We start from the raw sequence: 23,791 nt of genomic DNA on the forward strand, positions 1-23,791 counted from the left end.
TGGAGATAACATCCAGATGACAATTACACTAATCAATCCAATCGCAATCGAAGAAGGATTACGATTCGCGATCAGAGAAGGTGGAAGAACAGTAGGTTCTGGAGTAGTAGCATCCGTAATCGAATAATTAAAAAAATGATATAAACCTAAAAAGGCAGTGAGCGAAAGTTCATTGCCTTTTTTTCGCGGCTTCAGCCGCAGTGAAAAAAATAAAAATCAGGTAATTTTTACAAATGTAAAAAGACCGTTGCCTTTTTTTTGTGTAGGATTTAGAATGTATAGAGAGGTGTCGGTAGCTACTTCTGTACCTCTCAAAATGATGATAGAGCAATCAAAATTGACATAGATTTGAATAGGTGGACGATAAGATTGGACAAGATAAAAAACCGTAGAAGCTTTCAATTAGCCATAATCGCAGGAGCTATCCTAGTAGTGACAGGGATGCTTTTTTTATTACATATGGGCAAAAACCCCAGTTCGGAAGCTATACCTCCTAAGAGCGGGCAATCCAACGAAGTGGATTCTGAGGATAAGAACCAAGCAAATCAACAAGGAGGCGGAGAGGAAAATCAAAATTCTTCCTCCGAAGTCATAGCAACGGAGCCTTCAAAACCTAAACCGGTAGACGATAACCCGGCCGATTCGGGCGAAGAAAAGGGAGGTGTCCCTATAGAAAAACCAGCCCCTACAGATGCTGATAATCCTTTCGCTGTATTCAACAACACGTTGTTTATCGGAGATTCGAGAACGGAAGGCTTTCGTCTCTATTCCGGTGTAAATAACGCATCCTATTTTTGTTTAAAGGCAATGACGGTTGATGACATTGTAGATGGAAAAACCATCCGAATGAGCGGTCAGGATGTATCCGTATATGATTTACTTGAAAATGGAGCCTATGATAAGGTTATTATTTCGGTGGGATTAAACGAATTGGGATGGAACCATATTGAAACATTTTTACAGGAATATGGGCAATTGATTGATAATATAAAACAAAGACAACCCAATGCAACGGTTTATGTGCAGGCGGTGCTTCCTGTTTCAAGGGGAAAGGATGCATCGGATAAGGTCCATAATAATGCACAGATTTATTGGTATGATACAAACATTGTCCAATTAGCTGAATCGAAAGGAGCCATTTATTTTAATCCGGCTCCGGCGGTAGTGGATGCAGACGGCTTCTTACTGGACGAGGCAACAACGGACGGTATCCATTTAAACTCAGAGTATTGTAAAAAACTAGCAGCCTATATGGCGGATATGATATAGATAAGGTGGCAGAGAAATGAAAAAGATAGGCGTAATTTTAATGATTATTATGATGACTGGCGCACTATTTACAGGATGCGGTGAGAAAGCAGAACCCTCTGTATCCGGTAATGTAAATAGTAAGATTGATGCGAAAAAGATGGCAGACTATCTTGTGGAAAATACAACGTTTACAGATGATATGAGTCCGGTTGATATGGAGATTTTTCTAAGTTTATATAATTTAGATGAGTCTGTTGTAAAAGATGCTAGTCTGTATGCAAGCACAGGTGCTACAGCGGAAGAGGTGGCGGTGATTACGGCAACAGACAAGACAGGTATGGAACTCATTCGAAAATCCTGTCAACAGCGGGTTGAAGCTCAAAAACAAGCTTTTGAAAACTATGTACCCGAGGAATTGACTAAACTGGAAACTCCAGTAATGAAACAGGTAGGAGATGCTTTTGTGCTGGTCGTTTGCAACGACAGTGATAAGGCGGAAGAGTTAATCGATAATTATACAAATACAGAAGTATAGGGGTGCAGAGTAAATGGTATTTAGCAGCATCTCGTTCTTGATTTATTTTTTACCTATCTCATTGGGTTTGTATTACATGGCTCCAACGAGGATGAAGAATTTTGTCTTACTTGTTGAGAGCCTGTTCTTTTATGCCTGGGGCGAGCCGATTTATGTTTTACTTATGATTTTTTCGATTCTTTTTAATTATGCTTTCGGTGTATTATTGGCAAAGACGAACGATGATTCAAGTATATCAAAAGGAACACTGGCTGTTGTGGAAAACAAGAAGCTGATCCTGGTGGTTAATATAATTGGAAATCTTGCACTTCTAGGGTTCTTTAAGTACGCTGATTTCGTGGTTCATAATATCAATGCATTGGCTCACTTAAATTTACCTTTATTAAATCTTCCGTTGCCCGTCGGGATTTCTTTTTATACGTTTCAAGCGATGTCTTATATTATAGATCTGTATAGGGGAAAGGTTCAGGTTCAGAAAAATGTCATTGCATTTGGCACGTATGTAGCGCTGTTCCCGCAGTTGATCGCAGGACCTATTGTTCGGTTTGAATCCATTGAACAACAGCTTAGACACCGAGAAGTCACGATGGAGAAATTTGCTTCCGGTGTAAGATGTTTTATAATCGGACTGTCTAAGAAAGTACTTTTGGCTAACAATATCGGAATTCTTTGGACTTCTGTTTCTAATTTAAATGCTGGCGAAGTTTCCGTGCTGACCGCGTGGTTAGGGGCTATTGCTTTCACAATGCAAATTTACTATGATTTTTCCGGTTATTCCGATATGGCCATCGGACTGGGGAGAATGTTCGGGTTTGAATTCAGGATGAATTTCAATTACCCGTATCGCTCAAAATCTATAACCGAATTTTGGAGCAGATGGCATATCTCATTAAGCACTTGGTTTAAGGAATATGTCTATATCCCTTTAGGAGGAAATCGAAAAGGTTTGCTGCGGCAGCTCATCAATATATTTCTTGTTTGGATGCTTACCGGACTATGGCATGGAGCAAGTTGGAATTTTGTGGCTTGGGGTGTTTACTTCGCTGTTTTATTAATTCTGGAGAAAACTTTTTTGCTAAAGTTTTTGAACCGGTTCCCAGGGATAGTAGGCCATTTTTATACGATGTTTTTCGTTATCATCAGTTGGGTTATCTTTTCAAATGATGATTTGTCAAAAGGTCTGCACTATATACAAAGTATGTTCGGTTTAAACTCAGCCGTTGCTTTTGATGGAAGGAGTTTATATTTATTAGCAAATTACTTTCCGCTTATCGTTCTACTGGCCGTTTGTGCGACGCCTGTACCCAAAATGGTGTTTTTAAAAATTAAAAATAAATGCGGCCCAAATGCAGGAGCTGTTTTATTGATTGAAGATCTGGCAGGCCTGCTTTTATTTTTGGCAAGTATTGCTTATATTGTATCTTCTACCTATAATCCATTCTTGTATTTTAGGTTTTAAAGCGGGACTTTTCAATTTTTTCCTTGTTTATTATAGACAGTTGACACTTATAATATTGTCAAGCTATAATAAGAACGCTATTATCAATTTTGGCTTTGGCGTTGCCAAAAATAGATACTTATAATGCGCCAATACTTGAAATAAAAAACAAGGGAGGCGATTTTTATGGAAGATAAGGAATATTACTCTGTAGGTGAAGTAAGCAAGATTTGCAACATATCAAAAAAAGCAGTAAGATTTTACGATAAGATTGGGCTCATATCTCCCGATAAAGTTTGTGATGACAATAATTATCGTTTCTATAACAGAAAAACTTTATTATCTGTTCCCATCATAAAGTACTATAAACAGATGGGCTTTAAGCTGGAAGAAATGCGCTCTTTCCTAGAAGGCGGAACTTATTCGATGTTAGAAAAGGCATTTCGGCAAAAGATAGATAATCTGAAAGAAATGGAAAGTGAAATCTTTAAAATGTATACCTCTGTAAAAGATTGGTATGATCTTATTTTAGAAGCAGAAATGGTTATCGAGAATAATGTTCGAGAGGTAGCGGTTAAGTATATTGATGCTTCGAATTTATGTTTTATGGAGCAAGATTTTAATTATAATTACATGGAATCCATAGTGAATATTGACTTTACAAATTATATTGAAAGTATTCATAATGAGATAACTGGTCCGGTTATGATTAGTTTCCCTTCTTTTAAAGAGAGAATGGAGGGTAAAAGCACGAGGATTCTCTTACTGCAGAAAACAATTTTGCCATGTCAAGAGGACGAAGTCGTGAAATTCGGAGGCTATATGGTTGCTTCTTGTTATCATATAGGAGCCCATGAGACAATTAATGATACCTATCAAAAGATCTGTGATTGGGCAGCTGCGCATGGTTATAAATGTGCGGAAGAATCATATGAACGGTACGTAACAGATTATTGGACGACCAGAAACAGTGGGCAGTTTGTTACTGAAATCATGATTAAAGTGACCAGAGAGTAAAATATAATAATAATATTTTAAATATAGCAAAACATTCCCTTTAAGGGAATGTTTTATTTTTTGAGAAACAAAAAATACTTTTTTCTTGAAATCTCATATTTATCAGAGTAACGGGGAATAATTGAAACTGCAATGAAATTGACAAATCTTGTAATATGCAAACGTTCCTCTTAGGGTAATGTTTACGTATTTTTTTATTAAAAAAAAGCTTTCAAAATTAGATTATGAACAACGGTTAGGCGCATTTGTATGTTACCAAAGGGTTTTGACAACAAAAAAATACCATCAAAATATCTGTTGACATTCCCCCTTAGGGAAAGGGTTATAATTTTAACGTAGTCCTAACATAGGCGAATGATACTGCTACGTGTAGAACCATGACGAATCTTGCAAAGGATAGTCGATGGGATTTACATCGTTCATAGAGAAAAAAATATTATAATAAGAAATAAACCGAGAACGTAGTTCCTTTATTAGACTTCGGTAGATATCTGGTATTTCTCCGAATTTAATTGTGGTCATTATAAATTTATATTTAATGATAATACATTAAAAAGAACGAATTATCGTTTGAATTGAAAGGAGTTTATTTTATGAACGAAGTTTCAGGAGCAGCAAGTGTGCAAGCATTGGCTGCGAAGAAAAAGTTATCTTCTAGTTTTTTTAAAAAAGGTATTACCGTTGCAATCCTGTCAGGTATGTGCTACGGAATGTACTCTGCATTTATGACGCTAGGGATGTCAAGAGGTGTATGGGCCAATAACTTATATGCAGGTGTTACAGCAGGAGGAACTGTATTATCCGCGTTTGTTATGATCTACATGCTGGGTGCTTTAGGAAGCGCGCTAAATGATACCATCAGTGGTGTTTGGTGTGTTCTTATTGCTGCTGCGAAAGGAAAGTTAGGAGACTTCTTTAGAACTCTCAAGACGAAGCCTGGTGCAGTTATGATTGTTGCCGCACTTATCGGCGGACCGATTGCAAGTACCGCTTATGTGGTATCTTTACAGATGGCCGGATCAATCATTATTCCGATTACTGCTCTTTGCCCTGCAATCGGTGCGATTTTAGGACGAATATTATTTAAGCAGGAACTAAATGCTCGTATGATGGGCGGTATCGTGATCTGCTTTGCAGCTAGTATGATGATTGCTTCAACCAGTATGGGCGGAGATGCTCCAGAGGGCAGATTGTTAGGTATTATTATTGCTTTTATTGCAGCTCTTGGTTGGGGTATTGAAGGTTGTGTGGCTGGTTATGGTACTTCCATGATTGACTATGAAATCGGTATTACCATTCGTCAATGCACATCTGGTCTTACAAACTTAATCATCTTAGTACCGCTTTGGGGCATTCTTGCCGGCGGAGGAATCGGTCTTGCCGGAGAATTGATTGGGAATGTAGTAACGGATATGCCGTCCATGATTTTCTTTATCATCAGCGGATTTGCATCAGTATATGCATACAGCCTGTGGTATAAGGGAAACAGTATGTGCGGTGCAGCGCTTGGTATGGCTTGTAACGGAGCGTATTCTTTCTGGGGTCCGTTCTTCTGCTGGATCGTTCTTGGACTATTCGATAAGCAGGAAGGATGGGGGTTACCTCCAATTGCGTGGGTTGCTGCCATTGTTATGATTATCGGTATCTTAGTAATTGCTATGAACCCATTAGATTTATTCAAAAAGAAGGAGGCGTAGGACGATGAGACCACTTAATTATGCAATATTAAAGTATTTTACGACGGTTGAAGAGGCTTGTGCTGATGATGTGATTGAGGCTTTAAAGGGAGAGTATGGCAACTTCAAATCCTTAAGAAAGCCTGCTGTAATTGAAGCAATTATGACAGGTGAAGCAAATGGACTTCTGGAAGAAACAAGATTCGATCTTGACCCGCAAGGGGAACTAAGAGTTTATTATCACGCACACAAAGAGGGTGCTGATACTATAAATAACTACATCAGATAAAATCAACAATTTGAAAGAAGAAAAAAACAAAAATGTTTAGAGGTTCTGTAGAGTTGGTTGCAATGAACCAACTCTGCCAGAACAGGAGAGGAGGAACTCAAATGAGGTATCATGGAGAAGAAGCGTTAGGCCTTATTGAAACACTAGGAATGGTTCCTGCGATTGAAGCTGCGGATAAAATGTTGAAAGCAGCGGATGTTGAACTGATTTCTTATGAAAACGTAGGATCCACGCTTGTAACCGTTATGGTTAAAGGTGATGTAGCTGCAGTGAGAGCATCTGTAGAAGCAGGAGCAGCAGCGGCAGCAGCAATCGGAAAGCTAACCGCACAAAATGTTATGCCGCGTCCGATTAAAGCTGTTGGGGACATTGTTTCAGTACATGACATTGATGCTTAGTAAAAAATTATTAATTAATGAAGAAAGGAACTGTACAGATGGCAAATTATGAAGCGATAGGCTTAATAGAAACATTTGGCTTGGTTTTCGTTTTAGAAGCTGCAGATGCTATGGTAAAGGCTGCAGATGTTGAATTAATCGGATATGAAAACGTAGCATCAGGATATATTTCCGTTTTAGTTCGAGGCGATGTAGGAGCATGTAAAACAGCAGTTGCTGCGGGTGTAAAAGCAGTGGAAGAGATGGAAGGCGGAAACCTTTACAGTCACGTTGTTATTGCAAGACCTCACCAAGATCTTGAAAAAATTATTTCTCGTTATTCACTGGACAAGCTACTTCCTTAAACTGTGTAGCAAGTTCCTCGTACCTGTGAAAGGTATTAATAGGAATTCAAATTTTAACGAATGAAAGGGAGAGTCAGAAATGAATATTATAGATAATGATTTGCTCTCCATCCAAGAATCTCGAATTCTTGTGGAAAATGCACGTGAGGCTCAAAAGGCATTAGCAACTTTTCCACAGGAAAAACTGGATGAGATTGTTGAACGCATGGCGGAAGAAATCGAAAAACATGCCAGCGAACTTGCCATGATGTCCAGTGAAGAAACGGACTATGGCAATGCGCAGGATAAAGTGATTAAGAACCGCTTTGCATGCAAATATTTGCGCACTAGACTTAGAGGAATGCGCTGTGTAGGAATCATTCATGAGGACAAGCAGAACAAGACCATGGATGTAGGTGTACCGATGGGTGTGATTATTGCACTCTGTCCTGCAACCAGCCCTGTTTCCACCACTATTTACAAGGCTTTAATTGCAATAAAGTCTGGCAATGCTGTTATTTTCTCTCCTCATCCGAGAGCAAAGAATACCATTTGCAGAACGTTGGACATCTTGATTCGAGCAGCGGAAGGGTATGGCCTACCGGAAGGCGCTATGGCCTACTTACATACGGTAACCCCGAGCGGAACAATTGAATTAATGAATCATAAAGCCACTTCCTTAATTATGAATACGGGCGTTCCGGGAATGCTGAAAGCAGCCTATCAATCCGGCAAACCTGTTATTTACGGAGGAACCGGAAACGGGCCTGCATTTATTGAACGCACGGCGGACATAAAGCAAGCAGTTCAAGACATTATTGCCAGTAAGACCTTTGACAATGGGATCGTATCCGCAGCAGAACAGTCGATTGTTGTCGACAGCTGCATTGCATCAGAAGTAAAACGGGAACTGGAGCATAATGGTGCTTATTTTATGACGCAAGCGGAAGCGGATAAACTGGGGTCCCTATTCTATCTGTCCGATGGAAGTGCTGATCCGGAAATAGTTGGTAAAACAGCACAGCAGTTAGCAAAGAAGGCTGGAATTATTGTGCCGAATGGTACAACTGTATTAATTTCAGAACAAAAATATGTTTCCGACACCAATCCTTATTCTAAGGAGAAGCTTTGCCCGGTCTTAGCTTATTATATTGAAGATGACTGGATGCATGCTTGTGAAAAGTGTATTGAGCTTTTGCTGAGTGAAAGACATGGACATACTCTTGTAATTCATTCAAGAGATGAGGAAGTAATCAGGCAGTTTGCTTTGAAAAAGCCGGTGGGAAGAATGTTGGTAAATACCCCTGCCGTATTTGGCAGCATGGGTGCTACAACGAATTTATTTCCTGCAATGACTTTAGGAAGCGGATCAGCCGGAGATGGTATGACTTCTGACAATGTTTCACCAATGAACTTAATTTATATTCGTAAAGTTGGATATGGTGTACGTAAGACGGAAGAGATTGTTAATGGCGCGATTGCAGAAAAAGCATCAACAATGGATAGAGTATCTCAGCAAGAAGCATATAATCCAGAAGACATACAAATGCTTCATCGTATTTTACAAAAAGCTCTTGAAGGGCTTCGACAGTAATAATTGTGCGTTGAGGCAAAAAGAATACCTTACAGGTTAAAGAATTACAGTTTATGAAAATCGGCTAATTGATTATACAAAAATTTATAGGAATGAGAGGTAAGAACGTTGGATATTCGTGAATTTTCAGACAAATTTGTGGAAGCAACAAAGAATATGTCTGCAGAAGAACGCGCATCTTTAATGAAGATGTTTGAAAGCGTTTCACATGAAATTACTAAAGTAGAACCTGCTGATAGCGGCGTAGTTCATACAAACACAGATGGTGAGGTTCCAAATGGAATTACAGAACGTTTAAAGAAACTAAAGGAAAACTATTTAACACAGGTACCGACTATCACAACACATCGTGCCAGAGCGGTTACCAAGATTGCCAAAGAAAATCCTGGTATGCCGAAGATTATGCTTCGTGCAAAGTGCTTTAGATACTGCTGTGAAACAGCACCGTTAGTAATACAGGACAATGAATTAATCGTTGGTGCACCTTGCGGCGCTCCTCGTGCCGGTGCTTTTTCTCCTGATATTGCATGGAGATGGATGCAAGATGAAATCGATACAATCGGAACTCGTCCGCAGGATCCGTTCTACATATCAGAAGAAGATAAAAAGATCATGCGTGAAGAATTATTCCCATTCTGGGCAGGAAAGTCTGTTGACGAATACTGTGAAGACCAATACAGAGAAGCTGGAGTATGGGAACTTTCGGCTGAATCCTATGTTTCTGACTGTTCCTACCACGCAACAAACGGTGGTGGAGACTCCAACCCTGGATATGATGTAATCCTTATGAAGAAGGGGATGCTTGATATTCAAAAGGAAGCTCAGGAAAATTTAGCCAAATTAGATTACGAAAACCCTGAAGATATTGAAAAGATTTATTTCTATAAATCCATCATCGATACAACAGAAGGTATCATGATTTATGCAAAGCGTATGTCCGCATATGCTGCTGAACTGGCTACAAAGGAAATAAATCCTAAGCGTAAGGCTGAATTATTAAAGATTTCCGAAGTAAACGCAAAGGTACCGGCTCACAAGCCAGAAACATTCTGGGAAGCGATTCAGTCCATGTTTACCATTGAATCTTTACTAGTAGTAGAAGAAAATCAAACAGGCATGTCCATCGGTCGTGCGGACCAGTATATGTACCCATTCTACAAGGCGGATGTTGAATCCGGCCGTATCAATGATTTCGAAGCATTTGAATTAGCCGGTTGTATGCTGATCAAGTTATCCGAAATGATGTGGGTTACAAGTGAAGGCGCTTCCAAATTCTTCGCGGGATATCAGCCATTCGTAAACATGTGTGTTGGCGGTGTTGACCGTGCCGGACAGGATGCAACAAATGATTTAACTTACTTATTAATGGATGCTGTTAGACACGTAAGAATTTATCAGCCATCGTTAGCTTGCCGTATTCACAAATCTTCTCCACAGAAGTATATGAAGAAAATTGTTGATGTAATCCGTTCCGGTATGGGATTCCCGGCTTGCCACTTTGATGATACACACATCAAGATGATGCTTGCTAAGGGCGTTTCTATTGAGGATGCAAGAGACTACTGTCTAATGGGTTGTGTTGAACCGCAGAAATCCGGTCGTCTATATCAGTGGACTTCCACAGCATATACCCAGTGGCCGATCTGTATTGAACTTGTTTTAAACCATGGTGTTCCGCTTTGGTATGGCAAGCAGGTTTGCCCGGATTTTGGTGACATCAGCCAGTACAAGACGTATGAAGAGTTTGATGCAGCTGTAAAGAAGATGATTCAGTATGTTACAAAGTGGACTAGCGTTGCAACTGTTATTTCACAGCGTGTGCACAAAGACTTAGCGCCAAAGCCACTAATGTCAATCATGTTTGAAGGCTGTATGGAGAAGGCGAAGGATGTTTCTGCTGGCGGAGCAATGTACAACTTTGGACCTGGTGTAGTATGGTCCGGCCTTGCTACTTACACAGACTCCATGGCAGCGATCAAGAAAGTGGTCTTTGATGATAAGAAATATACGCTTGCAGAGCTAAACGAAGGCTTAAAGGTAGATTTCGTTGGATATGAAAAGATGAAGGCAGACTGCCTTGCTGCTCCAAAATACGGTAATGACGATGACTACGCAGACTTAATTGCAGCAGACCTTATCAACTTTACTGAAATGGATCACAGAAAATACAAGACATTGTACTCCGTATTAAGCCACGGTACATTATCCATTTCAAACAACACACCATTTGGACAGTTATTAGGTGCATCTGCAAACGGCCGTGCAGCTTGGTCTCCATTATCAGATGGTATCAGCCCTACCCAAGGTGCTGACTACAAGGGGCCTACTGCAATTATTAAATCCGTTTCAAAATTATCTTGCGATAACATGAACATCGGTATGGTACATAACTTTAAGTTAATGTCCGGATTGCTTGACACACCGGAAGGTGAAGCTGGCATTATCGCATTACTTCGTGCATCATGCGCTATGGGTAATGGAGAAATGCAGTTCAACTACCTGGATAACAAGACGCTGGTTGAAGCTCAGAAGCACCCTGAACAGTATCGTGACCTAGTCGTTCGTGTAGCTGGTTATAGTGCATTCTTCGTTGAATTATGCAAGGATGTTCAAGATGAAATTATAAGCAGAACAATGCTGACACATTTTTAATAAATGATGAAATCTTGAAATCCAAGATAAGTCAAAACAGGAGATTAAATAGTATGAGCAATACGAATGTAGGTGTAATTGAAAGAAAAGCGACCATCTTTAATGTACAAAAATACAATATGTATGATGGCCCGGGAGTAAGAACCCTTGTCTTTTTTCAAGGCTGTCCGCTTCGTTGCAAGTGGTGTTCAAACCCCGAAGGACTGGAACGAAAATATAGAGTGATGTATAAAGAAAACTCCTGTATTGATTGTGGTGCCTGTGTTTCTGTTTGCCCGGTTGGGATCCATACTATTTCAAAAGAGAGCCTAAAACATGAGGTATTACGAGACATTGATTGTATTGGCTGTAATAAATGTGTAGAGGCTTGCCCGGCCTCTGCACTCAACATCATGGGAGAAGTCAAAACGATTTCTGAACTTTTGAAAATTATCGAAGAGGATAGAACCTTTTATGAGATTTCCGGCGGCGGCGTTACGTTGGGCGGCGGCGAGGTATTGATGCAGCCTGAAGCGGCGGCCAGCCTGCTGCAGGCCTGTAAGCAGGAGGGTATTAATACAGCCATTGAAACCAGCGGTTATGCCAAACAAGAAGCGATCCTAAAGGTTGCTGAGTTTGTCGATTTGTTCCTTTTCGATATCAAACATATCAATTCGGATCGTCACTTTGAGCTGACAGGCGTTCGAAATGAGTTGATTCTAAGCAATCTAAAGGAACTTCTGCACAGGCGATATAATGTGAAGATTCGAATGCCTTTGCTGAAGTGCATCAATGACTGCGAAGACGAGATCGCAAAAGTGATTGAATTTTTAACACCCTTCCGTGATTATAAAAATTTTAAAGGCATTGATTTACTTCCTTATCATAAGATGGGAGTCAATAAATATAAACAGCTTGGAATGGAATATCCACTTCAGGGAGATCCTAGTTTAAGTAATGAAGATCTAGACCGAATTGAAGGCTGGATTAAGAAAGTTGATTTTCCTGTATCCGTTATACGTCACTAATGGTGAAGGATGATCCGAATATTATAGAAAGGTGAGTTTTATGGGAACAGTTATTAATCAAGCTACAGAGCGTATCATACAGGAATCGGTACCTGGCAAACAGGTCACTATTGCTCACGTGATTGCCTCACCTACATCGGATATCTATGAGCGATTAGGAATAGATGATCGAGGTGCCATTGGTATCCTTACCTTGTCTCCATACGAGACTGCTATCATAGCTGCGGACATTGCGACGAAGGCAGCGGATGTGGAAATTGGATTCTTGGATCGTTTTACCGGCTCCGTTGTTATCAGTGGTGATGTGCAAAGTGTAGCTACCGCTTTGGATGCTGTAACCGACACCTTGTGCAATTTGCTTGGCTTTACAACAGTCCCTGTTACGAAAACATGAGAAAAAAACGGATAATGGTAATCGGACCCACCTATTGCGGCAAGACAACCTTGGTCAATGCATTAAATGATTATGACGGTCCACTACGGAAAACACAAGATATGATTTATGGTGAAAAGACCATAGACGTTCCGGGCTCTTATATCGAAAACACATGGATGTATAAACACATTATTACAGCAGCGCAGGATGCATCCCATGTTTTGATTTTGGTAGATCAATCCAAACGTACTGAAGTATATTCTCCTGGTTTTGCAAAGTCGTTTAGATGTCCTGTCATAGGGGTGATATCTAAATGTGATTTAATGCCGGAAAATGAAGAAAACTGTTTGCGGCAGCTAAAAAAGATAGGAGTTTCAGAGCCTTACTTTAGAATTAGTGTTCCGAATGGGATTGGTATAGAGGCTTTAAAAGAATATTTATTTCAAAAAAGTGAGAAGTAGGAGGGCAAATATGAAGTTTATAACTGAAGAAGATTTGCGAGACTTGTATAAAAAAGAGCCTTTTACTACCTATGAAATAGAACCGGGAGCAAGATTGACTCCTGGAGCACGCCAGTTTCTGGCAGACAGAGGGATTCATATGTTTGATGACGATCCCTGTGTTGTAAAGAAACCCGTTGCAACTGCGATAACTGCAAAACCGACGGCTGCACCTGTTGAAAAGAAGAGCGATTGGAGAAAGAAAAAACTTCATTGCAAACTGAAGTCCATGGAAGCCCTATTCCTTCTAACAGGAGAAGACCTAATCAGCAGAGATGTTTTGTTAGCACAGAATGTGATTCAATTAGGAAAGCAATTTTCTAGTATCAAACATACGGCAGAAGGGAAAGCTTTAGCTGAGTACGGTTGCTGCAAACAATGTACTGGAATGAATGCAGAGAACTTTTGCAAAGATATTGATGACTGCTTTGATATTACCGAATTTCACCTGCACTTAGAAAAGAGCAAAGAAATTTTGAGATTGCATCAATTGCGTTGTGCGCTTCGCGAAGTGGAACCTGTTGTAATGGAAGTATATGAAGGCAGTGAAAGTGAAAATGTGCTGTGTGAAGAAATAATAGGCCAAGTGAATCAAATTATTAATTGCCTATCGCAAATGATTTGCGCAGCTATTGGAGGAAAAGAATGTCAGAGAACAAATTGACTTTTGAATACTGTGATCAACTTGTCAGGGATTTTGAAGAAGTGATAGAAAACCCGATTAAGAGTAAATCTTCGGTATATTATACCGGGGTCGACCTTGGAACAGCATGTGTTGTTGTTGCGGTTTTAGATGAAAACTTCAAGCCTGTGGCAGGAGCCTATCAATATGCAGATGTGGTTCGTGACGGAATGGTTGTGGACTACATTGGTGCAATTAATATTGTTAGGAAGATGAAACAGGATTTGGAAGAAAAACTGGATACAGAGTTGATTTATGCCGCTGCCGCGATTCCGCCGGGAACCGAAAGTGTAGATGGCGGTGCCGTCAAGAATGTTGTTCAAGCCGCAGGGTTTGAAATGACGAACCTGCTGGATGAATCGACAGCAGCAAATGCTGTGCTTCAGATGCAAAATGGTGCAGTAGTGGATATCGGTGGAGGTACAACAGGTATCTCTATTCTGAAAGACGGAAAAGTTATTTATGTAGCGGATGAACCAACGGGCGGTACCCATTTTTCTTTAGTCATTTCGGGAGCATATGGCATGGAGTTTCAGGAAGCAGATCAATACAAGCGTGTCGATAAAAATCATAAAGAACTTTTACCGATATTAAAACCAGTTGTTGAAAAAGTTGCTTCTATTATTACTCAGCATATCAAAGGGTATGATGTACAAGAAATCGCTTTAGTAGGAGGAACGTGTTGCTTAACTGGGATTGAAGGTATTATTCAAAAACAGACAGGCGTTCCTACTCATAAACCACAGAATCCAATGTTTGTAACTCCTCTGGGTATAGCTCTTAGCTGTAAACAGGAGAGCTTGGATTAAAAGGAAGGTGGTTAAATGGAATTTCGAATAATTAAAACCCCTTCGTCGGGAACGATAGATATTATTAAACGTCGTGTCGGACCAAACTGCAGCACAGATTTTGAAAATGTGCCGGCAGTGGGTCTTGTACAGGGGAGAATGATTGAGATGATTTGTGCTGCTGATATTGCCGAAAAAGCAGTTGGCGTTACAGTCGAAGATGTCCGAGGAAGCTGTCCGCAGAACATGATCATGATTGCCATCTTTGGAGACACATCCTCTGTTGAATCAGCCATTCAAGAGATAAAATTCAAGATGGAAGAAGGGAATTAGTGATGTTAACAGCAAAACTGATTGATAATGTATGGGCTACTAGAAAAGCAGAATCACTCAATGGTTTCAAGTTTATGCTCGCTGAAGTAATCGGCGGTAACCGTGAAGGTGAGAGATTAATCGTAGTGGATATTATCAGTGCAGGTATCGGCGATAGAGTAATCGTTTGCACGGGTTCATCGGCTCGTAGAATGCTGGGCGATGATAATGTTCCAGTTGATGCCGTTGTGATAGGAATCATTGATGAAGATTGCAATTTTGGATAGATTAGAGGTGTGAATGATGAGTCTTCTTGATATGGTAAAAGATGCCGGAATTATAGGCGCAGGAGGGGCTGGCTTTCCCACCCACGCAAAACTGGCATCGAAAGCAGAATACATACTCATGAATGGAGCGGAATGCGAGCCGCTTCTGCGAGTGGATCAGCAGCTCATGGAGTTGTATCCGGATGAAATAATAAAAGGCTTTGAACAAGCCGGAAGGTTTGTTGAAGCAAAGAAAGCAATCATTGGAATCAAGGGAAAGCATAAAAAAGTGATTGCGATTATGAGAGAAAGAATCGAAGCACTCCAGGTGGGAGATTTCGTAGAAGTGAAAGCACTTCCGGATATCTATCCTGCAGGAGACGAACAGGTTCTTGTATATGAATTAACCGGAAGAGTAGTTCCGGAAACAGGAATTCCGATTCAAGTAGGCTGCGTAGTAATAAACTCCGAAACGGCGTTAAATATTTACAACGCCTCTCTAGGGAAATCGGTTACGGAAACCTACTTAACCATTGCCGGGGATGTACCGAATCGTCTTACGCTCAAAGTACCGGTAGGAACGCCGATCATGGATGTATTAAAACTAAGCGGTATAGAGAACTTTGCTAATTATACGGTGATAGACGGTGGCCCGATGATGGGACCAGTCATGACGAGCTTAGACGGATATATTACGAAGAAAAACAAGGGATTTGTTATCTTAAAGAAACAGCATCCGCTGATTCGTAAGAAATCCATCACAGCAGATCAGGCAAAAAGAATAAACAGAGCAACGTGTGAACAGTGCCGTATGTGTACGGATCTATGTCCTCGTTACCTTCTGGGTCATGATATGCAGCCGCATAAAATGATGCGGGCTATGCAATATAAGCCACAGGATGCAGAAGGACAGCAGACTGCACAGCTTTGCTGTCAGTGCAACTTATGCGAATTGTTCTCATGTCCTGTGAATCTGTATCCGAAATCGGCAAACGTGTACTTTAAAGGTAAAATGGCAGAACAAAACCTAAGGTATCAACGGACGAAGGATGAGTTTGAAGCCAGACCGGTACGAAGCCACCGCTTAGTGCCAAGCAAACGTTTGATCGCAAGATTGGGATTACACGATTTTGATAAGCCGGCTCCGATGACAGATATGGAAATGAATCCGGAAGTGGTATATATCGCAACCCGGCAGCATGTGGGAGCACCTGCAGCATCGGTGGTTACTGTAGGCCAGACCGTACAGCAGGGACAGCTAATAGGTAAAATTCCGGAAGACAGTTTAGGAGCTGCAATTCATGCAAGCATTTCCGGAACCGTTGTGGAAAGCGGAAATGATTATATTGCAATAAGGAGGGCTTAATATGGCGAACGCAATAGGAATGGTTGAATTTACAAGTATTGCACGTGGTATTTATGCAGCAGACCAGATGGTAAAGATTTCGGAAGTAGAAATTGTGACAGCCAGCTCCGTATGTCCAGGTAAATACATAGCGATTGTGCATGGAGATGTTGCATCGGTAGAGGATTCAGTACGTGTCGGAGAAAGAGAAGCCGGAGAGTTTTGGGTAGACTCTATAGTGATCCCAAATGTCAGTCCGCTTGTGTTCCCGGCCATTACAGGAGCAACGATGCCGGATGAAGTGCAAGCGTTAGGAATAATGGAATCTTTCTCGTTGTCAACAATGGTTATTGCCGCGGATGCCATCTTAAAGGCTGCAGAATTACAGCCGCTTGAACTAAGGCTAGGAAACGGATTAGGCGGCAAAGCGTACTTCACCTTTACAGGAGATGTAGCTGCCGTTGAAACCGGTGTAGAAGCAGGAAAAGCTATTGCAGAGGAAAAAGGCTTGTTGGTTAATGCGGAAGTCATACCTTCCCCATCTGACTTACTGGTGGCATCTTTGTTCTAGCACTGGATCACCCCATTTGTAAAGCAAATGGATGGCGAACTTATTTAAGAGATTTTCAAATCGATGATTTGTAAATTTAATATGAAGGAAATATCGCTTGCGATATTTACGGAATATCAAAAAAATCTACAACTGAAAGGCGACCGAATGGGAGCTAAAAGTTGCCAAAGACGATTTTTTTATTATTAAATGAAAGGGTGTGAAGCCATGAAAAAATTAATTTGTGCAAAAGAGGTTGAGGCCTTAATGAAGCAAGGAGAGAAGATCTTCTATATCGATGAAGATACAATCTTAACTCCATCAGCCAAAGATGCAGCAAAAGCGAATGGTATCGAGTTTTCAACAGAGCCGCCTGTTTGTAAAGAACCGGCAGTTTGTGAAACGAAAGCTTGTGAGCCTGCAGCTGCTTGTGAGGCTGCAAAGTCTTGTGAAGCTACTAGCCTTGACAGTGATATGATTTATTCAGTACTCAAAGCTATGGCAGATAAAGGATTGCTGAAAGGCATCCTAGATGGTTTTTCCAACCAGACAGACAAACCATATTTTGCTGAACGCGATAAGTGTGGATTAAAAATTGTTCGCGGAAATTCAGTAAGTTATGAAGCACTTGATACAGGAAATCCTTCGGATAAGGTATTTTATCAGGAGATTATCAATGCGGAAGATGGTTGCTCCATGAATGCCGGATTTATTACCATTGAGACTTGTAACTTTGAATGGGAATGCGCTTGTGAAGAACTTTATCATGTAGTAGAAGGCACATTAACGGTAACTGTAGATGGAAAAGTATATACAGCAAATCCTGGCGATTCCGTATTCTTCCCTAAGGGAGCTAAAGTAGCCTTTGGCTCACCTAATAAGATGAAAGCATTCTATGCTACTTATTAGAATGTTTAACCAAGGTGGAGGAGGAATGTAGATGCAGGCACTTGGGTTAATTGAAACGAGAGGACTCGTTGCAGCTATTGAGAGTGCAGATGCCATGCTCAAGGCAGCAGATGTAACCCTTTTGGAAAAAACATATACGGGTGGTGGATTGGTGACCGTTGTGGTAACCGGAGATGTAGGAGCAGTAAAAGCTGCTGTGGATGCCGGTTCTGCGGCTGTACGACATTTGAATGGCGGTTCTCTGGTTTCAGAGCATGTAATCCCACGTCCACATGAGGAGTTAAGCGGTACAATCGTATCCTCAACGCCGCCTGAAAATAAAAAGTCTTCAATAGAGATTGAGACTGAAGTGGAAGAAGAAACCCAGTCAGAAGAAATTGCCCTATCTGAAGAAGTTACCCTATCTGAAATAGAAGAATCTGCGACAGAATCTGAACAAGAGGAAGTAAAGGAAGGGATGATTTCAGAAACAGAAACTTCAGAGGAAGAGAAAGAAGAGGAGCAAGAAGCAACGTTTCCGTTGGAAACGGACTTAAGTGACATACACAAAGATGTTATTGATCAGTTAGCTTCCCAATCCAGCATGGAAGAACTTCTGGCAGCTTTGGGCAAGCTGAAAGTAACCAAGCTTAGAAATCTCGCTCGTGAATATAAAGACTTTGGCATTGCTGGAAGATTAATTTCTAAGGCAGATAAGAGTTTATTGTTGATGGAATTCAAAGCGTATTATGAGCATCACTAATGAAAAATGACGAACTAATTAGATAGAAAAAGGATTCAGGAGAAAGAGAAAGGAGGAATCACAAGATGGAAAATTTTGATTATGATTTACGTTCCATACAAGAAGTAAGAGATCTTGCACGACTTGGAAAGATTGCGACAGATAAAATTGCTACGTACACAGAAGAGCAAATCGATAAAATTCTGCGCAATATGGTAAGAGTCGCACAAGAAAATGCGGTTTGTTTGGCACAGATGGCTGTAGAAGAAACAGGCTTTGGTAAGGTGGAAGATAAGACCTACAAAAACCATATGGCTTCCGTTATCTTATACGATGCCATCAAAGACATGAAAACGATCGGTGTGATTCGAGAAGATGTAGCTCAGAGAGTGATTGAAATTGCAGAACCGGTTGGACTAGTGATGGGAATTGTCCCTTCCACCAATCCAACATCAACTGCGATATTCAAGGCAATGATTGCAATAAAATCAAGAAATGCAATCGTATTCTCCCCACATCCTTCCGCAGCAAAATGCACACAGAAGGCAACACAGCTTATGTATGAAGCAGCAGTAGCGGCAGGTGCACCGGAAAATATCATCGGATGCATCACCATGCCTACAGTTGGAGCAACAAATGAGTTGATGAAGAGCAAAGAAGTAGCTATAATTATAGCTACAGGCGGCCCGGGAATGGTAAAGGCAGCGTACAGTGCAGGAAAGCCGGCACTAGGCGTAGGAGCAGGAAACTCTCCGGCTTATATCGAAAAGACTGCCAATGTACCCCAGGCTATTAAGAATATCTTAGCTAGTAAGACTTTTGACAACGGTACAATCTGTGCATCCGAACAGTCCATAATCTGTGAAGAATGCAACAGAGATGAAGTAATTGCAGAGCTGAAGAAGCAGGGCGGCTACTTTATGACAGCTGACGAAACAGCAAAGGTTTGCAACCTATTATTTAAAAATGGTCACAACATGAATGCCAAGTTTGTCGGAAGAGCAGCAACAGTAATTGCTCAAGCAGCAGGCTTCTGTGTTCCGGAAGGAACAAAAGTACTAGTAGGTGAACAGGGCGGAGTAGGTGACGGATATCCGTTATCCTTCGAAAAGTTAACCACAGTACTAGCCTTCTATACCGCAAAAGATTGGCATGAAGCATGCGATCTAAGCATTAAATTATTACAGAACGGTATTGGACACACGATGAGCTTGCATACAGAAGACCGAGATATGGTGATGAAGTTTGCGGCAAAGCCGGCATCCCGTATCCTTGTAAACACAGGCAGTGCTCAAGGTGGTGTAGGAGCAAGTACAGGCTTGATGCCTTCCTTCACATTAGGCTGCGGAACATGGGGCGGAAGCTCTGTATCCGAAAATGTGACACCAATGCACCTTGTAAATATCAAGAGAGTTGCTTATGGATTAAAGGACTGCAGTACATTAGCATCTGCTGATCCAACATTCAACTACAATCTTTCCGGTGGCTGCAGTGCCCAGCCAGCAGCTGCATATACGGCAGCACCCCAGACAGGCGGCGGATGCTGCACAGGACCTGGCGCATTCAGCCCGGCTCAATATGCTGCAATGGGTGCGGTATTGAACAGCGGTGGATGCTGCACAACCCCAGAAAAGGAAGAAGGAATCAATCAGGCGGATCTAATGGATCTAGTGAACCAGATTGTAGCTGCTATGAAGGGGGCTAACTAATGGACAATTGTGAGGCGCTCTTAAAGCTTTTACTAGAAGCTGTCCAGTCCGCTGCACCAGCAGAGAAACATGAGTCCAATGAAATACCGGTAGGAATTTCAAACCGGCATGTACATCTTTCTCAGGCTGATTTAGATACATTATTTGGAGAAGGCTATCAGATGACAAAGATTAAAGATTTGTCACAGCCGGGACAGTATGCGTGTAAAGAAACAGTAACGATCTGCGGACCAAAAGGCGCGATTGAAAAGGTTCGAATTTTAGGACCTGTCAGAAGCAAAACGCAAGTTGAAGTGCTGACAGGAGATTGCATCAAGATGGGAACGAAAGCCGTGGCAAAGTTATCCGGCGATTTAGTCGGAACGCCTGGCATTACGATCATCGGTCCAAGAGGATCCGTACAAACAAAAGAGGGTTTGATTGTAGCACAAAGACACATTCACATGACACCGCAAGATGCACAGCACTTCGGCGTACATGACGGACAGATTGTCTGCATACAGTTTGAAGGCCCGCGCGGAGGTGTTTACAGCAACGTTGCGATAAGAGCAAACGATGCTTCCGCCCTAGAGTGTCATATCGACACCGAAGAAGGAAATGCAATGAGCATTAATTCCACGTCAAAAATAACAATTATAAAATAAAAAATATTTAGGAGGATTTAAAAATGAAATACGATGCATTAGGAATGATTGAAACAAAGGGTTTAGTTGGATCTATCGAAGCAGCAGATGCTATGGTAAAGGCTGCAAACGTATACCTAATCGGTAAAGAACACGTTGGTGGCGGACTGGTAACAGTAATGGTAAGAGGAGACGTAGGAGCTGTAAAGGCTGCTACAGATGCTGGTGCTGCTGCTGCACAGCGTGTTGGAGAATTAATTTCCGTACACGTAATTCCAAGACCACATGCTGAAGTAGAAGCCATTCTACCTGCTTCAAAGGAAGCAAAGGCTGACGTAAAATAACTTACTGCTCACTTACAAGAACATGAAGAAATCTGTTGAGTTCTGAATGTTCTCCTTATACCAAACTTTAACATAATAACTACTCCTCAATAGGGCTGTCTCGAAAGAGACAGCCCTATTACTTTATGTTATAAATCAATATATTGACTCGAAAATTTGATATAAAATGTGATTATAAATTTAATTTTTGGAAGATAAAGAAAGCATGGAAATTGAAAAATCTGAGCTTTTAAGGGCCATAAGCTACCTTATAACTTATTAGATTGATATTGTTGGCGATATTGACTCGGGGTGAGTCCTTCATGTTTGAAAAAAACTTTAGTAAAATAGGCAGAATCAGAGAACTTCAAGTCCATAGCTATACGAAATATCGGTATATTAGTATCCAAAAGCAGATTCTTAGCACGATTAATTTTTAGCGTCTGAATATACTGAGTAAAAGTATGACCTGTTTTACTTTTGAAATATCGGCTAAAATATTTTTCACTTAAATGGACTTGTTTCGCTATATCAGACAACGTTAAATCATTTAGATAATTTAATTCAATAATATTGAGACATTGATTAATGACTTCCTGACTGAAAGGAGTTTCAATGGAGTTGGTAGAGGGAATCTTTTCAGCAGAAGAAATAATAGACTGAATACAGCTACATATTACAGTTGGAGAAACAGGCTTTAATAAAAAATCATAAACGTTATATTTAATGGCTTCTTGGGCATAGACAAACTCGCTATGCGCAGTAATAATAATGGTTTTTATGGTTGGATGAAATTTAATAATTTGCTTATGTGCTTCAATCCCATTTTTTACAGGCATACGAATATCAATGAGAAGAATATCCGGCATGTAGGTGCGGGCAAGGCTAACTGCCTCCTCACCATTTTTAGCAGAATTAATGATGTTAATATTGGAGAAATTACACTCAATGATTTTTTTTAGAGCTATTCTTTCTAATTCCTCATCTTCAGCAATTAAAAGTTTATACATCATGAATACCATCCTTTTTATTCAATTTACTTTATACAGGGGAGCTTAATCGTAACACAATTGGATACCAAAGGTTCACTTTCAATGGTGATCCCATATTCGGACCCAAATTTATGTTGAATTCTCGCGTGTGTATTTAATAGGCCTAGACCTAATGTATTATCATTTTTATCGCCATTGCTATTAAATAGTTTTAGTATATGGCTTGGAAATCCAATACCATTATCTATTATGGAAAAATAAATATTGGCGTCTTTTGATTTTTTCTTGCCTTTAATGGTAATTTCCCCACCTTCTTTTAATAACTCCACTCCGTGGACAATAGCGTTTTCCACAATTGGTTGAAGGATCATAGATGGGATCTTATATTCGAGAATGTGAGGATCAATATCAATAGAGAAAGAAATACGATCACCAAATCGGGTTTTCTGAATGGCGATATAATGCAGCAGATTATCGAGCTCAAAATTGACAGATGGCATTTCCTCCACATTTTTAATGGTATATTTCAGATAATCGGATAATTCATATATTAATTGTTCTGCTTTCGGAGCCTCTTCCAACAAGGCCATTCTGGCAATCGAATTAAGAGCATTAAATAAAAAGTGTGGGTTCATTTGAGCTTTCATGCGCTTGAGTTCCTGCTCTTTAATTAACTGAAGCAATTTAAAGTTTTCATTGGTTTCCTGTGCTAACGATTCTTGCGTTAGTTTTTTAATACTTATTTCTGCCAGGTAGGATGCCATAAAGCTGTAAAACTTCATACATCTTTGCAAATATTCTTCGGAAACTACTTCCAACTTAGCAATCGTTGCATTCAATTCTTCCTTGGAAATATTAAACTGCTCCGACAGCTTGTCCACATCAATTTTGCTTCTTTCTTCTTCTGACGTGAGGACTTGCCCTCCTAGTACACTTCCCAGATATTGCCCTTCAACAATGATGGGAGCAGCACAGTCTCGAAGGCCGCAGTGACATATATAACTTTGAGGGACCCCTAGTTTAATAGCACGAAGGCTGGCCACTCGGTCACACTCTATACAGTTTTCATACCCCTTTTCCGAACTGCGGACCAGATGACAAAAATCTGTAAAATTATTCCAATGTCCAATAGGAACGCCTTCTGTATTTACTGTAATTACTGAAAATTGCAGTAAATTAGACAATTCGTCTTGGACAGCCATAAATTCATCTTTGTCAAGAATATCTTCCAAAGATTTACCGATGAAATCTTGCATACGAATACCTCCTATACCGATCGTGTATAGTTACATAACGATTAAATATTGCTATATTGCTATCATATAACAAGTGAACAGGCATTTACAATTGTAAATTTTCTATTTGCAACCCTTTGAAATACCTTGAAAATAAGGAATAGTCAGACTTTTGGAAAAATTTGAGGTGGAAAAAGTACTATTTCCTGAGTGGTATTATTTCTATTTTTGGTGGATTATATGAAATAATCTTTTTTTATATAAGAGTAAACTAAGCCTA

The 23,791-nt window shown here is 40.4% G+C and carries 27 protein-coding genes; 25 read left to right on the forward strand and 2 right to left on the reverse strand.

Annotated elements, in window-relative coordinates; all coding sequences use genetic code 11:
- The 25 genes from JYB65_RS14315 to eutM form a co-directional block, all read left to right on the forward strand.
- A partial coding sequence (locus tag JYB65_RS14315; RefSeq protein WP_483413779.1) for an EF-Tu C-terminal domain-related protein occupies positions 1-127 on the forward strand: 127 nt, incomplete at its 5' end.
- Positions 128-369: 242 nt separating this feature from the next.
- A complete protein-coding gene (locus JYB65_RS14320) occupies positions 370-1,269 on the forward strand; it encodes a GDSL-type esterase/lipase family protein (RefSeq protein WP_206583381.1) in 900 nt (299 codons plus the stop codon).
- Between the two features lie 16 nt (positions 1,270-1,285).
- Positions 1,286-1,786 (forward strand): DUF4358 domain-containing protein, encoded by a 501-nt coding sequence (locus tag JYB65_RS14325; RefSeq protein WP_206583382.1) that lies wholly within the window; start codon positions 1,286-1,288, stop codon positions 1,784-1,786.
- Positions 1,787-1,799: 13 nt separating this feature from the next.
- Positions 1,800-3,245 carry an MBOAT family O-acyltransferase gene (locus tag JYB65_RS14330; RefSeq protein WP_206583383.1) on the forward strand — a complete coding sequence of 482 codons (1,446 nt, stop codon included), beginning with the start codon at positions 1,800-1,802 and terminating at the stop codon, positions 3,243-3,245.
- 165 nt (positions 3,246-3,410) lie between these two features.
- Positions 3,411-4,241: a MerR family transcriptional regulator gene (locus tag JYB65_RS14335; RefSeq protein ID WP_206583384.1), complete on the forward strand. Its 831-nt coding sequence runs from the start codon at positions 3,411-3,413 to the stop codon at positions 4,239-4,241.
- Positions 4,242-4,834: 593 nt separating this feature from the next.
- Complete coding sequence (locus JYB65_RS14340; RefSeq protein WP_206583385.1) at positions 4,835-5,938, forward strand: hypothetical protein; 1,104 nt, start codon at positions 4,835-4,837, stop codon at positions 5,936-5,938.
- 4 nt (positions 5,939-5,942) lie between these two features.
- Positions 5,943-6,206: a hypothetical protein gene (locus JYB65_RS14345; protein WP_206583386.1), complete on the forward strand. Its 264-nt coding sequence runs from the start codon at positions 5,943-5,945 to the stop codon at positions 6,204-6,206.
- Between the two features lie 101 nt (positions 6,207-6,307).
- Positions 6,308-6,604 (forward strand): BMC domain-containing protein, encoded by a 297-nt coding sequence (locus tag JYB65_RS14350; RefSeq protein ID WP_206583387.1) that lies wholly within the window; start codon positions 6,308-6,310, stop codon positions 6,602-6,604.
- A gap of 38 nt (positions 6,605-6,642) precedes the next feature.
- Positions 6,643-6,948: a BMC domain-containing protein gene (locus tag JYB65_RS14355; RefSeq protein WP_206583388.1), complete on the forward strand. Its 306-nt coding sequence runs from the start codon at positions 6,643-6,645 to the stop codon at positions 6,946-6,948.
- Between the two features lie 79 nt (positions 6,949-7,027).
- Positions 7,028-8,521: an aldehyde dehydrogenase family protein gene (locus tag JYB65_RS14360; protein ID WP_206583389.1), complete on the forward strand. Its 1,494-nt coding sequence runs from the start codon at positions 7,028-7,030 to the stop codon at positions 8,519-8,521.
- Positions 8,522-8,629: 108 nt separating this feature from the next.
- Positions 8,630-11,173: a choline trimethylamine-lyase gene (gene cutC, locus JYB65_RS14365; RefSeq protein WP_206583390.1), complete on the forward strand. Its 2,544-nt coding sequence runs from the start codon at positions 8,630-8,632 to the stop codon at positions 11,171-11,173.
- Between the two features lie 53 nt (positions 11,174-11,226).
- Entirely contained in the window at positions 11,227-12,180 is a 954-nt protein-coding gene (gene cutD, locus JYB65_RS14370) for a choline TMA-lyase-activating enzyme (protein WP_206583391.1), read from the forward strand.
- 40 nt (positions 12,181-12,220) lie between these two features.
- The gene (gene eutS / locus JYB65_RS14375; RefSeq protein ID WP_206583392.1) at positions 12,221-12,574 is read left to right on the forward strand and encodes an ethanolamine utilization microcompartment protein EutS; all 354 of its coding nucleotides are present in this window, start codon (positions 12,221-12,223) and stop codon (positions 12,572-12,574) included.
- A complete protein-coding gene (locus JYB65_RS14380; protein ID WP_206583393.1) occupies positions 12,571-13,017 on the forward strand; it encodes a EutP/PduV family microcompartment system protein in 447 nt (148 codons plus the stop codon). The genes eutS and JYB65_RS14380 overlap by 4 nt, the downstream gene beginning before the upstream one ends.
- Before the next feature lie 10 nt (positions 13,018-13,027).
- Positions 13,028-13,720 carry an ethanolamine utilization protein gene (locus JYB65_RS14385; RefSeq protein WP_206583394.1) on the forward strand — a complete coding sequence of 231 codons (693 nt, stop codon included), beginning with the start codon at positions 13,028-13,030 and terminating at the stop codon, positions 13,718-13,720.
- The gene (eutJ, locus tag JYB65_RS14390; RefSeq protein ID WP_206583395.1) at positions 13,702-14,547 is read left to right on the forward strand and encodes an ethanolamine utilization protein EutJ; all 846 of its coding nucleotides are present in this window, start codon (positions 13,702-13,704) and stop codon (positions 14,545-14,547) included. The genes JYB65_RS14385 and eutJ overlap by 19 nt, the downstream gene beginning before the upstream one ends.
- Before the next feature lie 15 nt (positions 14,548-14,562).
- Positions 14,563-14,859, forward strand: a complete 297-nt coding sequence (locus JYB65_RS14395; protein WP_206583396.1) for a BMC domain-containing protein — start codon at positions 14,563-14,565, stop codon at positions 14,857-14,859.
- A gap of 2 nt (positions 14,860-14,861) precedes the next feature.
- Complete coding sequence (locus JYB65_RS14400; RefSeq protein ID WP_206583397.1) at positions 14,862-15,125, forward strand: EutN/CcmL family microcompartment protein; 264 nt, start codon at positions 14,862-14,864, stop codon at positions 15,123-15,125.
- A gap of 16 nt (positions 15,126-15,141) precedes the next feature.
- The gene (locus JYB65_RS14405) at positions 15,142-16,470 is read left to right on the forward strand and encodes a 4Fe-4S dicluster domain-containing protein (RefSeq protein WP_206583436.1); all 1,329 of its coding nucleotides are present in this window, start codon (positions 15,142-15,144) and stop codon (positions 16,468-16,470) included.
- Position 16,471: 1 nt separating this feature from the next.
- Entirely contained in the window at positions 16,472-17,020 is a 549-nt protein-coding gene (locus JYB65_RS14410; protein ID WP_206583398.1) for a BMC domain-containing protein, read from the forward strand.
- 207 nt (positions 17,021-17,227) lie between these two features.
- Positions 17,228-17,908 carry a cupin domain-containing protein gene (locus JYB65_RS14415; protein ID WP_206583399.1) on the forward strand — a complete coding sequence of 227 codons (681 nt, stop codon included), beginning with the start codon at positions 17,228-17,230 and terminating at the stop codon, positions 17,906-17,908.
- 31 nt (positions 17,909-17,939) lie between these two features.
- A complete protein-coding gene (locus tag JYB65_RS14420; RefSeq protein ID WP_206583400.1) occupies positions 17,940-18,650 on the forward strand; it encodes a BMC domain-containing protein in 711 nt (236 codons plus the stop codon).
- A 65-nt stretch (positions 18,651-18,715) separates the two neighbouring features.
- The gene (locus JYB65_RS14425) at positions 18,716-20,338 is read left to right on the forward strand and encodes an acetaldehyde dehydrogenase (acetylating) (protein ID WP_206583401.1); all 1,623 of its coding nucleotides are present in this window, start codon (positions 18,716-18,718) and stop codon (positions 20,336-20,338) included.
- Complete coding sequence (locus JYB65_RS14430) at positions 20,338-20,982, forward strand: phosphate propanoyltransferase (protein WP_206583402.1); 645 nt, start codon at positions 20,338-20,340, stop codon at positions 20,980-20,982. The genes JYB65_RS14425 and JYB65_RS14430 overlap by 1 nt, the downstream gene beginning before the upstream one ends.
- A gap of 23 nt (positions 20,983-21,005) precedes the next feature.
- Complete coding sequence (eutM, locus tag JYB65_RS14435; RefSeq protein ID WP_206583403.1) at positions 21,006-21,305, forward strand: ethanolamine utilization microcompartment protein EutM; 300 nt, start codon at positions 21,006-21,008, stop codon at positions 21,303-21,305.
- 248 nt (positions 21,306-21,553) lie between these two features.
- On the opposite strand, the gene JYB65_RS14440 is transcribed toward eutM, so the two are convergent.
- Positions 21,554-22,297: a response regulator transcription factor gene (locus JYB65_RS14440; RefSeq protein ID WP_245156701.1), complete on the reverse strand. Its 744-nt coding sequence runs from the start codon at positions 22,295-22,297 to the stop codon at positions 21,554-21,556.
- 23 nt (positions 22,298-22,320) lie between these two features.
- Entirely contained in the window at positions 22,321-23,532 is a 1,212-nt protein-coding gene (locus JYB65_RS14445; protein ID WP_206583404.1) for a sensor histidine kinase, read from the reverse strand.
- Positions 23,533-23,791: the final 259 nt, after the last annotated feature.

Source organism: Clostridium aminobutyricum (assembly GCF_017255415.1).
Lineage (GTDB): Bacteria > Bacillota > Clostridia > Peptostreptococcales > Anaerovoracaceae > Aminipila > Aminipila aminobutyrica.

What these genes read in the sequence shown, in the direction of transcription:
- JYB65_RS14340 (WP_206583385.1), top strand. Translation starts at nt 4,835, where the DNA reads ATGAACGAAGTTTCAGGAGCAGCAAGTGTGCAAGCATTGGCTGCGAAG.
- JYB65_RS14385 (WP_206583394.1), top strand. Translation starts at nt 13,028, where the DNA reads ATGAAGTTTATAACTGAAGAAGATTTGCGAGACTTGTATAAAAAAGAG.
- JYB65_RS14325 (WP_206583382.1), top strand. Translation starts at nt 1,286, where the DNA reads ATGAAAAAGATAGGCGTAATTTTAATGATTATTATGATGACTGGCGCA.
- JYB65_RS14420 (WP_206583400.1), top strand. Translation starts at nt 17,940, where the DNA reads ATGCAGGCACTTGGGTTAATTGAAACGAGAGGACTCGTTGCAGCTATT.
- JYB65_RS14425 (WP_206583401.1), top strand. Translation starts at nt 18,716, where the DNA reads ATGGAAAATTTTGATTATGATTTACGTTCCATACAAGAAGTAAGAGAT.
- JYB65_RS14330 (WP_206583383.1), top strand. Translation starts at nt 1,800, where the DNA reads ATGGTATTTAGCAGCATCTCGTTCTTGATTTATTTTTTACCTATCTCA.
- JYB65_RS14335 (WP_206583384.1), top strand. Translation starts at nt 3,411, where the DNA reads ATGGAAGATAAGGAATATTACTCTGTAGGTGAAGTAAGCAAGATTTGC.
- JYB65_RS14380 (WP_206583393.1), top strand. Translation starts at nt 12,571, where the DNA reads ATGAGAAAAAAACGGATAATGGTAATCGGACCCACCTATTGCGGCAAG.
- cutD (WP_206583391.1), top strand. Translation starts at nt 11,227, where the DNA reads ATGAGCAATACGAATGTAGGTGTAATTGAAAGAAAAGCGACCATCTTT.
- JYB65_RS14415 (WP_206583399.1), top strand. Translation starts at nt 17,228, where the DNA reads ATGAAAAAATTAATTTGTGCAAAAGAGGTTGAGGCCTTAATGAAGCAA.
- JYB65_RS14345 (WP_206583386.1), top strand. Translation starts at nt 5,943, where the DNA reads ATGAGACCACTTAATTATGCAATATTAAAGTATTTTACGACGGTTGAA.
- JYB65_RS14405 (WP_206583436.1), top strand. Translation starts at nt 15,142, where the DNA reads ATGAGTCTTCTTGATATGGTAAAAGATGCCGGAATTATAGGCGCAGGA.
- JYB65_RS14445 (WP_206583404.1), bottom strand. Translation starts at nt 23,532, where the DNA reads ATGCAAGATTTCATCGGTAAATCTTTGGAAGATATTCTTGACAAAGAT.
- JYB65_RS14360 (WP_206583389.1), top strand. Translation starts at nt 7,028, where the DNA reads ATGAATATTATAGATAATGATTTGCTCTCCATCCAAGAATCTCGAATT.
- JYB65_RS14355 (WP_206583388.1), top strand. Translation starts at nt 6,643, where the DNA reads ATGGCAAATTATGAAGCGATAGGCTTAATAGAAACATTTGGCTTGGTT.
- JYB65_RS14400 (WP_206583397.1), top strand. Translation starts at nt 14,862, where the DNA reads ATGTTAACAGCAAAACTGATTGATAATGTATGGGCTACTAGAAAAGCA.
- eutM (WP_206583403.1), top strand. Translation starts at nt 21,006, where the DNA reads ATGAAATACGATGCATTAGGAATGATTGAAACAAAGGGTTTAGTTGGA.
- eutJ (WP_206583395.1), top strand. Translation starts at nt 13,702, where the DNA reads ATGTCAGAGAACAAATTGACTTTTGAATACTGTGATCAACTTGTCAGG.
- JYB65_RS14440 (WP_245156701.1), bottom strand. Translation starts at nt 22,297, where the DNA reads ATGATGTATAAACTTTTAATTGCTGAAGATGAGGAATTAGAAAGAATA.
- eutS (WP_206583392.1), top strand. Translation starts at nt 12,221, where the DNA reads ATGGGAACAGTTATTAATCAAGCTACAGAGCGTATCATACAGGAATCG.
- JYB65_RS14430 (WP_206583402.1), top strand. Translation starts at nt 20,338, where the DNA reads ATGGACAATTGTGAGGCGCTCTTAAAGCTTTTACTAGAAGCTGTCCAG.
- JYB65_RS14350 (WP_206583387.1), top strand. Translation starts at nt 6,308, where the DNA reads ATGAGGTATCATGGAGAAGAAGCGTTAGGCCTTATTGAAACACTAGGA.
- JYB65_RS14410 (WP_206583398.1), top strand. Translation starts at nt 16,472, where the DNA reads ATGGCGAACGCAATAGGAATGGTTGAATTTACAAGTATTGCACGTGGT.
- JYB65_RS14395 (WP_206583396.1), top strand. Translation starts at nt 14,563, where the DNA reads ATGGAATTTCGAATAATTAAAACCCCTTCGTCGGGAACGATAGATATT.